The organism is Micromonospora inaquosa (assembly GCF_003857055.1).
GTDB classification, from domain to species: Bacteria; Actinomycetota; Actinomycetes; order Mycobacteriales; family Micromonosporaceae; genus Micromonospora; species Micromonospora inaquosa.
The window spans coordinates 1-10,805 of sequence record NZ_QGSZ01000362.1 but is presented as its reverse complement, the minus strand read 5'-3'; the positions used below and the strand labels follow the sequence as shown (position 1 = coordinate 10,805).

Here is a 10,805-nt window from a genome sequence, read left to right as displayed (position 1 = left end):
GGGTTGGTGGGGGTGGCGGGGTGCGCTGGTGGCGACATGGTGCGGCCCGCGTCACCGCCACTCATCGGCGGGGACGCGGGCCGGGTGCGCCCGTCCGGTCGGTCAGCCCTTGGCCTGCGCCTGGAGCTGCCGAAGGTTGTTCAGCTCGGTCTGCTGGGTGGCCTTCATGGTGTTCGCGACCCGCAGCACCTCGGCGTTGTCGGTCGCGCCGAGCGCCGCGTCGATCATGTGGATGCCGCCCAGGTGGTGGTCGTACATCAGGGCCAGGAACTGCCGGTCGACCTCGATGCCCTGAGCGTTGCGCAGGGCAGTCATCTGTTGCGGCGTGGCCATTCCCGGCATCAGACCGTCCTTGACGGTGGCCCCGTCGGACATCCACGACATCGGCGGCTTCGACCCGGTCGGGCTGAGGTCCCATTCGCGCAGCCAGGTCTGCATGGCGCCGATCTCGCCCTGCTGCCCGGTGGCGATGTCGACGGCGATCTGCCGCACCTCGGGGAGGGTCGCCGACCGGTACGCGATCAGGCTCATCTCCACTGCCTGCGCGTGGTGGGTGGTCATGTCCCGGGCGAAGCCCGCCTCGACCGAGGCGTCACCGGGTCGGGTGAGCCGCGGGGTGAGCAGGCCGCCCGCGTACCCGAGGAGGAGCCCCACCACCAGCATGATGGCGAGTGCCAGCACGCCGTAGCGCGACGCCGGGGCCCGGCCGCCCTCTTCCGGGTCGGCCGGGATCTCGTCGTACTCGCTGTCGGTGGTCGCCGGAGCGGTCATTGCGGTCCTTACTGGGTGGGCTGCTGCTGGAGCTCACGCGGCGTGGTGCCGGTGGCGGTGATGCCGGTGTTGCAGAGCGCCGTCGGGCCCTCGACGGAGGCGTTCACCCGCAGGTCCTTGATGAACTCGTCGATCCGCGAGTCGTCGGCGTTGTCGACCTTGAGCTGGTAGCCCCAGGCCTGCAGCGAGATCGGCTTGTCCAGGCCCTCGAACGGGCTCATCATCGTCTTCTCGACGCCACGCACCTTGCCGGCGAGCTTGTCGACCTGGTCCTTGGGCAGGTCGGGGCGGTAGGTGATCCACACCGCGCCGTGCTCCAGGCTGTGCACCGCGTGCTCGTTGGCGATCGGGGCGTCGTACACGTCGCCCATGCAGTTCTGCCAGGCGGCGTTGTGCACCCCACCCACCGGGGGCGAGTAGTTCCAGGTCAGCGGGCCCGACTTGTGCGATTCGTACTTCAGGCTGTCCGGGTCGGACTTGCGGATGTTGACGATGCCGTCGATGGCGTTGGCCCGCTTGTCCCACGGTTTGGAGCCCTGGAACGACGCCCAGGCGCCATAGCCGATGATGCCGGCCGCGAGCACGCCCACCGCGACGAAGAGCGCGATCGGACCCCAGGCGCGGCCCTGGCTCACCTTGACCGGGGTGACCGGCTTGCGCGGGCCCTTGCCACCGGCCCGGGGGGAGCCCGTCGGCTTGCCGGAACCGGCCTTGGCGCCGGACGCCGGCCGGCCTGCGGCCGGCTTCTTGCCGGTGCTGACCACGGTCGGGCGGCGCTCAGGGCCACCCGGGGTGCTGATGCTCATCGTGCCTCGTCAAGTCGGTCGGTCAGGGGAGTGGCGGGCCGGATGACGCGCAGGGGAGCCGCCGAGTGCCCGAGTCTACCCCCGATAACATGGTTGGGTGACTCCTGCAGAACTAGCCTCGGTCGTACTTGCCGCCGCCCACGCCGTCTTCGAGCAGCGTGGGCTGGACCGCGCCGCGCTGCCGGTGAGCACGGTGGTGGAGCGACCGCGCAACCCCGAGCACGGCGACTACGCCTCTACGCTCGCGCTGCAGTTGAGTAAGAAGGTGGGCGTCCCGCCCCGGGAGTTGGCTGCGGCTCTGGCCGATGAGCTGGGCCGGGCAGTTGGTGTCAAATCGGTGGAAATCGCCGGGCCGGGCTTCCTGAACATCCGGCTCGACGCCGCTGCCGCCGGTCAGCTCGCGCGGGTGATCGTCGAGGCCGGCGCGGAGTACGGCCGCAGTGACCGGCTCGCCGGCGAAAAGATCAACCTGGAGTTCGTCTCGGCCAACCCGACCGGGCCGGTGCACATCGGCGGGGTCCGCTGGGCGGCCGTCGGTGACGCACTGAGCCGGCTGCTGCGGGCCACCGGCGCCGAGGTCGGCACTGAGTACTACTTCAACGACGCCGGTTCGCAGATCGACCGGTTCGCCCGGTCGCTGCTCGCCGCCGCCAAGGGCGAGCAGGTGCCGGAGGACGGCTACGGCGGGGCGTACATCGCCGAGATCGCCACCGAGGTGCAGGCCCGCCGGCCGGAGGTGCGCTCGCTCGACGACGCCGCCGCCCAGGAGATCTTCCGGGTCGAGGGCGTGGCGCTGATGTTCGACGAGATCCGCGCCTCGCTGCGCGACTTCGGGGTGGAGTTCGACACCTACTTCAACGAGAAGGACCTGCATGACCGGGGTGAGTTGGACCTCGCCCTGGCCCGGCTGCGCCAGCAGGGGCACCTGTACGAGTCCGAGGGCGCCACCTGGCTGCGCACCACCGACTTCGGTGACGACAAGGACCGGGTGCTGCGCAAGTCCAACGGCGAGTGGACGTACTTCGCCGCGGACTGCGCCTACTACCTGGACAAGCGCGAGCGCGGCTTCGAACGGGTCGTGATCATGCTGGGCGCCGACCATCACGGCTACATCGGCCGGATGAAGGCGATGTCCGCCTGCTTCGGCGACGACCCGGAGCGCAATCTGGAGATCCTCATCGGGCAGCTGGTCAACCTGCTGCGCGACGGCGCCCCGATGCGGATGAGCAAGCGGGCCGGCACCGTGATCACCCTGGAGGACCTGGTCGAGGCGATCGGCGTGGACGCCTCCCGGTACGCGTTGGCCCGGTACTCCAGCGACTCGCCGATCGACATCGACATCGAGCTGTGGACCAAGGCCAAGAACGACAACCCGGTCTACAAGGTGCAGTACGTGGCCGCCCGGACGGCGGGTGTGGCCCGCAACGCCGCCGAGGTGGGGCTGGTTCGGGGGGACGCCGACGCGTTCCGCCCCGAGCTGCTCGACCACGAGAAGGAGAACACGCTACTCAAGGCGCTCGCCCAGTTCCCGGCGGTGGTGGCGACGGCCGCCGAGCTGCGCGAGCCGCACCGGGTGGCCCGCTACCTGGAGGAGGACATCGCGCCGTCCTACCACCGGTTCTACGACGACTGCCGGGTCGTGCCGCGCGGCGACGAGGAGATCACCGACCTGCACCGGGCCCGGCTCTGGCTCAACGACGCCACCCGCACGGTCGTCGCCAACGGCCTGTTCCTGCTCGGCGTCTCCGCACCCGAGAGGATGTGACATGAGGGCTCATGAGGCTGGTGCGCTGCACGCGGACATCAGCAACCAGGGGCCGGCCTGGCTGCGTACCCCGGCCGACGTCAACGCCCTCGTGCCGGCGCTGTGGCCGCGGTCGGTGACGCGCGGCGCCGACGGCGCGGTCGCAGTCGCGGGCCTGAGCGTCCGCGACATCGCGGCCGAGTTCGGCACCCCGGTGTACGTCCTCGACGAGGCCGACCTGCGGTCGCGCTGCCGCGACTTCCGAGCGGCCTTCCCGACCGAGGACGTCTTCTACGCCGGTAAGGCGTTCCTCTGCCGGGCGGTGGTCCGGATGATCGCCGAGGAGGGGCTGCACCTGGATGTCTGCACCGGCGGCGAGCTGGCCACCGCGCTGTCGGCCGGGATGCCGCCGGAGCGGATCGGCTTCCACGGCAACAACAAGTCGGTCGCCGAGCTGGGCCGGGCGCTGGACGCCGGGGTGGGCCGGATCATCGTCGACTCGTTCACCGAGATCGACCGGCTCACCGCGCTGGCCCGCGAGCGCGGGGTCCGGCCCCGGGTGCTGGTCCGCGTCACGGTGGGCGTCGAGGCGCACACCCACGAGTTCATCGCCACCGCCCACGAGGACCAGAAGTTCGGCTTCTCCCTCGCTGGCGGCGCCGCCGCGAACGCCGCGTTCAAGATCCTCGACGAGGACGTGCTGGAGCTGCGCGGCCTGCACTCGCACATCGGCTCGCAGATCTTCGACGCCAGCGGTTTCGAGGTCTCGGCCCGTCGGGTGCTCGCCCTGCAGGCGCAGATCCGCGACGCGCGCGGGGTGGAGCTTCCCGAGCTGGACCTGGGGGGCGGCTTCGGCATCGCGTACACCACCCAGGACGACCCGGCGACACCGCAGGATCTGGCGAAGCGACTTCGCAAGATCGTCGATTCGGAGTGCGCCGCGGAGAACCTGGCCGTGCCGCACCTGTCCATCGAGCCGGGCCGGGCCATCGTCGGGCCGGCCGTGTTCACCCTCTACGAGGTCGGCACGGTCAAGGACCTCGACGGCCTCCGGACGTACGTCAGCGTCGACGGTGGGATGAGCGACAACATCCGCACCGCCCTGTACGACGCGTCCTACTCGGCGACGTTGGCCTCGCGTGCCTCGATCGCGCAGCCGTTGCTCGCCCGCGTGGTGGGAAAGCACTGTGAGTCCGGGGACATCGTGGTGAAGGATGAATTCCTGCCCGCCGACGTGCAGCCCGGAGATCTTGTCGCAGTGCCCGGCACCGGTGCGTACTGCCGAAGCATGGCCAGCAACTACAACCATGTGCCCCGGCCACCGGTGGTCGCGGTGCGCGACGGCCAGGCGCGTCTGATCGTCCGGCGGGAAACCGAAGAGGACCTGCTCGCTTTGGATGTGGGATGACGTCACCTGTGCGCTTGGCGCTGCTCGGCTGCGGCACGGTCGGCCAGGAGGTGGTCCGGCTGCTGCACGAGCAGTCGGCCGACCTGGCCGCGCGGATCGGCGCTCCGCTGGAGATCGCCGGCATCGCCGTTCGTCGGCTCGGCCGCGACCGGGGTGACCTGCCGGTCGACGAGGACCTGTTCACCACCGACGCGCTCGGTCTGATCAAGCGCGACGACGTCGACGTGGTGATCGAGGTGGTCGGTGGCATCGAGCCGGCCCGGAGCTGGCTGGTCGAGGCGCTGCGTGCCGGCAAGAGCGTGGTCACCGCCAACAAGGCGCTGCTCGCCGAGGACGGCGTGGCCCTGCACGAGGCGGCGGCCGAGGGCGGCGGCGACCTTTACTACGAGGCGTCCGTGGCCGGGGCCATCCCGCTGCTGCGCCCGCTGCGTGAGTCGCTGCACGGCGATCGGATCAACCGGGTCACCGGCATCGTCAATGGCACCACCAACTTCATCCTCTCCGCGATGGACGCGACCGGCGCCGGCTTCGCCGAGGCCCTCGAAGAGGCCACCACCCTGGGGTACGCGGAGGCCGACCCGACCGCTGACGTGGAGGGCTTCGACGCGGCGGCGAAGGCGGCGATCCTCGCCTCGTTGGCATTCCACACCCGGGTCGGTGCCGCCGACGTGCACCGTGAGGGCATCACCGAGGTGACCGCCGCGGACATGGCCAGCGCCCAGGCGATGGGCTGCACGATCAAACTGCTCTGCATCGCGGCCCGGGGTGTCGACGCCACCGGTCGGGAGACGGTCAGCGTCCGGGTGCACCCGGCGATGATTCCCCGCAGCCACCCCCTGGCCAGTGTCGGGGACGCGTTCAACGCGGTCTTCGTGGAGGCGGACGCGGCTGGCCAGCTGATGTTCTACGGTCGCGGCGCCGGCGGGGCTCCCACCGCCAGCGCGGTGCTCGGTGACCTGGTCGCGGTGTCCCGCAACCGGCTCGCCGGGGTGCGCGCGGCCAGCGAGAGCGCGTACGCGGACCTGGCGGTCCGGCCGATGGGTGAGGCGTTGACCCGCTATCACGTGAGCCTCGACGTGGCCGACCGCCCGGGTGTGCTGGCCTCGGTGGCGGGCGTGTTCGCCCGGCACGACGTGTCCATCGCGACAGTGCGGCAGGGCTCGGCCGGCGGGCCGGCGGGCCGCGACGGCGACGCCGAGTTGGTCATCGTGACGCATGTGGCGCCGGACGCCGCGCTCGCCGCGACCGTCGGCGAGCTGCGTGGTCTGGACATTGTCCGGTCGGTGACCAGTGTGCTGCGGGTCGAAGGCGACGCCTGAGTCGTTGCATCATCGACGGGGTGGCTCGCGCGTCCCGCCAGGTGGGTATGCCGGGGTGTGCCATTGACCGCTCCGGCAGGCTGGTCCAAGGTGGCCGTGATTGTTCGGCCGGGCGCGGTGGTAGAGGCGAGGAGAACGACATGTGGCGGGGTCTGATCGAGGCGTACCGGGATCGGCTGCCGGTCACCGCGGCCACGCCGGTCGTCACGCTGCACGAGGGGAACACCCCGCTGTTGCCGGCGCCGGTGCTGTCCGCCCGGCTCGGTTGCGACGTGCACCTCAAGGTGGAGGGCGCCAACCCGACCGGCTCCTTCAAGGACCGGGGGATGACCCTCGCGGTGTCCAAGGCGGTCGAGGCCGGCAACAAGGCCATCATCTGCGCCTCCACCGGCAACACCAGCGCCTCCGCGGCGGCGTACGCGGCTCGGGCCGGGTTGACCTGTGCCGTGCTGGTGCCGCAGGGCAAGATCGCGTTGGGCAAGTTGGCGCAGGCGCTGGTGCACGGGGCAAAGCTGCTCCAGGTGAACGGCAACTTCGACGACTGCCTCGCGACGGCTGCCAAGCTCGCCCAGGACTACCCGGTTGCGTTGGTCAACTCGGTCAACATCGACCGGTTGCACGGCCAGAAGACCGCCGCCTTCGAGATCGTCGAGGCGCTCGGTGACGCGCCGGACATCCACTGCCTGCCGGTCGGCAACGCCGGCAACATCTCGGCGTACTGGATGGGATATTCGGAGGAGATGGCCGCCGGGGCCACCACCCGGACGCCGAAGATGTACGGCTTCCAGGCTGCCGGGGCGGCCCCGATCGTGACCGGCCAGGTGGTGCCGGAGCCGTCGACCATCGCCACCGCGATCCGGATCGGCAACCCGGCGAGCTGGACCAAGGCGTTGGATGCGCGGGACGCCTCCGGTGGCCTGATCGAGTCGGTGACCGACCGGGAGATCCTCTCCGCGTACCGCCTGCTCGCCCGCGAGGTGGGGGTCTTCGTCGAGCTGGGCAGCGCGGCCAGCGTGGCCGGCCTGCTGCAGCAGGCCGCGGCGGGCGCGGTGCCGCCCGGTTCCACAGTGGTCTGCACGGTGACCGGCCACGGGTTGAAGGACCCGGAATGGGCGATTTCCACCGCGCCGGCACCGGTGACCATCGCGAACGATCCGCTGGCGGCGGCCCGCGCCCTCGACCTGGCCTGAGCGCACCACCGTCCGGGTGGTGATCAACGGCGGGCGGGTGGCCCGTGGGACGGCCCGGGGGCGGCGGGGGTCGGAGTAGGCGAGTCCGGCACACTTTCGGGTATCCCCGCCCGCATTCTCGTTCAGGAGTGAGCCAGGCCGATGTCGCTGCTCGCCAGATTCAGCCTCGCCAACCGAGGGCTGATAGCCCTCATCGCGGTGGTGACCACGGTGTTCGGAGTGTTCGCCGTGCCGTCGCTGAAGCAGCAACTGCTGCCGTCGCTCGAATTCCCGGCCGCGTTCATCGTGGCCCCCTACCCCGGCGCCGGCCCCGAGATCGTCGAATCGCAGGTGACCGAGCCGATCGAGAACGCCCTCCAGGGCATCCCCGGGCTGGACAAGATCACCTCCACGTCCCGCGAGGGGGCGGCCACCGTCCAGGTGCTGTACGAGTTCGGCACCGACCTGGACGACGTGGTCAACAAGATGCAGACCGCGCTGAGCCGGATCGACGCTCAGCTCCCGGAGAGCGTCGACCCGCAGGTCATCGCGGGTAGCACCGACGACCTTCCGGCGGTGGTGCTGGCCGCGGCCGGCGCGGCGGACGAGCAGGCGCTCGCCGAGAAGCTGCGCGCCACGGTGGTGCCGGAGCTGGAGGGCATCGAGGGGGTCCGCACGGTCGAGGTGACCGGCACCCGCGACGGCATCGTGGTGGTCACCCCGGATCCGGCGAAGCTGGCCGCCGCGAAGATCCAGCCGACGGCGATCGGCGCGGCGCTGAAGACCAACGGCGTGGCGGTTCCGGCCGGCGCGGTGACCGACGGCGCGCTGGCCCTCCCGGTGCAGGTCGGCTCGCCGATCGCCACCCTGGAGGAGCTGCGCGGCATCGTCGTCGTTCCGGCCGCGGCACCTGTCCGCCTCGGTGACGTGGCGACGGTCGAGCAGCAGCTCGCGCCGGCCACGGCGATCACCCGGACCAACGGCAAGGACAGCCTCGGCATCGCGGTCACCGCGGCACCGGACGGCAACGCGGTGCAGATCTCGCACGAGATCCGTGACCGGCTCGACGACCTGAAGGACGCCTCCGGTGCGGAGCTGACAGTGGTCTTCGACCAGGCGCCGTTCGTCGAGAAGTCGATCGAGTCGCTGACCACCGAGGGCCTGCTGGGTCTGCTGATGGCGGTCATCGTCATCCTGGTCTTCCTGCTGTCGGTGCGCTCGACGGTGGTCACCGCGGTTTCCATCCCGCTCTCCGTGCTGGTGGCGCTGATCGCCCTGTGGATCGGTGACTACTCGCTCAACCTGCTCACCCTCGGCGCGTTGACCATCGCGGTCGGCCGGGTGGTGGACGACTCGATCGTGGTGTTGGAGAACATCAAACGACACCTGGAGTACGGCGAGGAGAAGCGGCACGCCATCATCACCGGCGTCCGGGAGGTGGCCGGTGCGGTGACCGCGTCCACCCTCACCACGGTGGCGGTGTTCGCGCCGATCGCGCTGGTCGGCGGGTTCGTGGGCCAGCTCTTCGCGCCGTTCGCGATCACCGTGACGGTGGCGCTGGTCGCCTCGCTGCTGGTGTCGCTGACCGTGATCCCGGTCCTCGCGTACTGGTTCCTCAAGCCGCCGAGCGGCACCGCGGACGACGAGGCGGTGCGGCGTGCGGCGGAGGAGAAGGAGCTGCGCAGCCCGTTGCAGCGGGCGTACCTGCCGGTGATCGGCTTCGCCACCCGCAAGCGGTCGACCCGCTGGATCACCGTCGGGCTCGGGCTGCTGGTGCTCTTCGGCACCTTCGGTCTGGCGCAGAAGTTGGAGACCAACTTCCTGGACGACTCCGGCCAGGACACCCTCAACATGAGCCAGGAACTGCCGGCCGGCAGTGGCCTGGCGGCCACCGACGCGGCGGCCAAGCAGGTCGAGTCGGTGCTGTCCCGCACCAAGGGCGTCGAGACGTACCAGGTGACCGCGGGCGGTGGGGACAACCCGTGGGCGGGCGGCGGCGGCAACAACGTCGCCAGCTGGTCGCTCGCGCTCGACGGTGACACCGACGCGCAGCAGATGCGTGAGGTGCTGCGCAAGGAGTTCGACAAGCTCGGCACCGGGGTGGGTGAGATCAGCTTCGGTGGCGGGCAGGAGGCGTCGACCAGCCAGTTGGAGGTGATCGTCCAGGCCAGCGACCCGGAGGTGCTGACCCGGGCCGCCGAGGAGGCGCGGGCCGCGATGGCCGGCGTTCCGGACGTCGAGGACGTCTCCACCAGCCTGGCCGCGCGGGTGCCGCGGGTCGACGTGACGGTCGACCGGGTCGCCGCCGGGCGGGCCGGGCTCACCGAGGCCGCCGTGGGGCAGCTCGTGTCGCAGGCGTTCCGGGGAGCGCCGCTCGGTCAGGTCGCGCTCGACGGTCAGCAGCAGAACGTGGTGCTGCGGTTGGGCACGCAGCCGCCGATGACCGTGGAGGAACTGCGGGCGCTGCCGGTGGGTCCGGTCAAGCTGGACGACATCGCGGAGATCACGCCGGGGGAGGGTCCTCAGCAGATCACCCGGATCGACGGTGAGCGCAGCGTGTCGGTGACCGGGTCGGCGACCGGCTCGAACCTGGGCGCCACCAGCACGGAGTTGCAGAAGCGGCTGGACGGCATCAACGTGCCGGGCGCGAGCTTCACCATTGGTGGTGTCAGCGCGGATCAGGCGGATGCCTTCGCGGACCTGGGCCTGGCGGTGCTGGCCGCGATCGCGATCGTCTTCCTGATCATGGTGGCCACGTTCCGCAGCCTCACCCAGTCGCTGATTCTGCTGATCTCCATCCCGTTCGCCGCGACCGGTGCGATCGGCCTGCTGTTGATCACCGGGACGCCACTCGGTGTGCCGGCGCTGATCGGTGTGTTGATGCTGGTCGGCATCGTGGTGACCAACGCGATCGTGTTGCTCGACCTGATCAACCAGTACCGGGCGCAGGGCATGGGGGTCCGGGAGGCGGTGGTCGAAGGTGGCCGTCGCCGGCTGCGCCCGATCCTGATGACGGCGGTGGCGACCATCTTCGCGCTGCTGCCGATGGCGCTCGGGTTGACCGGTGAGGGCGGCTTCATCTCTCAGCCGCTGGCGGTCGTGGTGATCGGTGGTCTGCTCAGCTCGACGCTGCTGACGCTGATCCTGGTGCCGACGCTGTACACGATGGTGGAGCACAGCAAGGAGTCGCTGCGTGCTCGGCGCGCCCGGCGGCGTTCCGGTGGGTCGGCGACCGTGGAAACGGATGAGGTACCCACCCCGAACCAGGTCGCGGTGCCCAGCGGCGCGCCCGCCCCGGCTTCGGCCGACGGCGCGCAGCCGGCTGGGCGACCGGTGCCGTCGGCCGCGCTGGTGGAGGGCACGGACCAGTTCGAGGTGTTGCGGCTGCCCCGTAGCCGTACGTCGCCACTTCCTCCGGCGGAGCCGACCGAGTAGGTCGGAGCGCGGTGCGGAACGCCCCCGGTGGATCCTGCCGGGGGCGTTCCCCGTTCATTCGGCCATGAACACTCCGACTCGACCCACCGCGCACTGTTTGTGACTTCCTGCATACTCCTCGTAGATGGGTGGGGGGTGTGAGTGGAGCGGGGC

General features: G+C 70.8%; 7 protein-coding genes. 5 read left to right on the top strand and 2 right to left on the bottom strand.

What is annotated here, in order from left to right:
• Window positions 1-102 precede the first annotated feature (102 nt).
• Window positions 103-771: a DUF305 domain-containing protein gene (locus DLJ59_RS32940; RefSeq protein ID WP_124777994.1), complete on the bottom strand. Its 669-nt coding sequence runs from the start codon at window positions 769-771 to the stop codon at window positions 103-105.
• Between the two features lie 8 nt (window positions 772-779).
• Window positions 780-1,577, bottom strand: coding sequence for a DUF3105 domain-containing protein (locus DLJ59_RS32935; protein ID WP_124777992.1), 798 nt, complete (start codon window positions 1,575-1,577; stop codon window positions 780-782).
• Between the two features lie 97 nt (window positions 1,578-1,674).
• Between DLJ59_RS32935 and argS the strand changes: the two genes are divergently transcribed.
• The 5 genes from argS to DLJ59_RS32910 all read left to right on the top strand — a co-directional run bounded on the left by argS (window position 1,675) and on the right by DLJ59_RS32910 (window position 10,652).
• Window positions 1,675-3,342, top strand: a complete 1,668-nt coding sequence (gene argS / locus DLJ59_RS32930; RefSeq protein ID WP_124777990.1) for an arginine--tRNA ligase — start codon at window positions 1,675-1,677, stop codon at window positions 3,340-3,342.
• Between the two features lies 1 nt (window position 3,343).
• Window positions 3,344-4,729: a diaminopimelate decarboxylase gene (gene lysA / locus DLJ59_RS32925; protein WP_124777988.1), complete on the top strand. Its 1,386-nt coding sequence runs from the start codon at window positions 3,344-3,346 to the stop codon at window positions 4,727-4,729.
• A gap of 8 nt (window positions 4,730-4,737) precedes the next feature.
• Window positions 4,738-6,048: a homoserine dehydrogenase gene (locus DLJ59_RS32920; RefSeq protein ID WP_208648915.1), complete on the top strand. Its 1,311-nt coding sequence runs from the start codon at window positions 4,738-4,740 to the stop codon at window positions 6,046-6,048.
• Between the two features lie 140 nt (window positions 6,049-6,188).
• Window positions 6,189-7,238 carry a threonine synthase gene (gene thrC / locus DLJ59_RS32915; RefSeq protein WP_124777984.1) on the top strand — a complete coding sequence of 350 codons (1,050 nt, stop codon included), beginning with the start codon at window positions 6,189-6,191 and terminating at the stop codon, window positions 7,236-7,238.
• Window positions 7,239-7,379: 141 nt separating this feature from the next.
• Window positions 7,380-10,652, top strand: a complete 3,273-nt coding sequence (locus DLJ59_RS32910; protein ID WP_124777982.1) for an efflux RND transporter permease subunit — start codon at window positions 7,380-7,382, stop codon at window positions 10,650-10,652.
• Window positions 10,653-10,805: the final 153 nt, after the last annotated feature.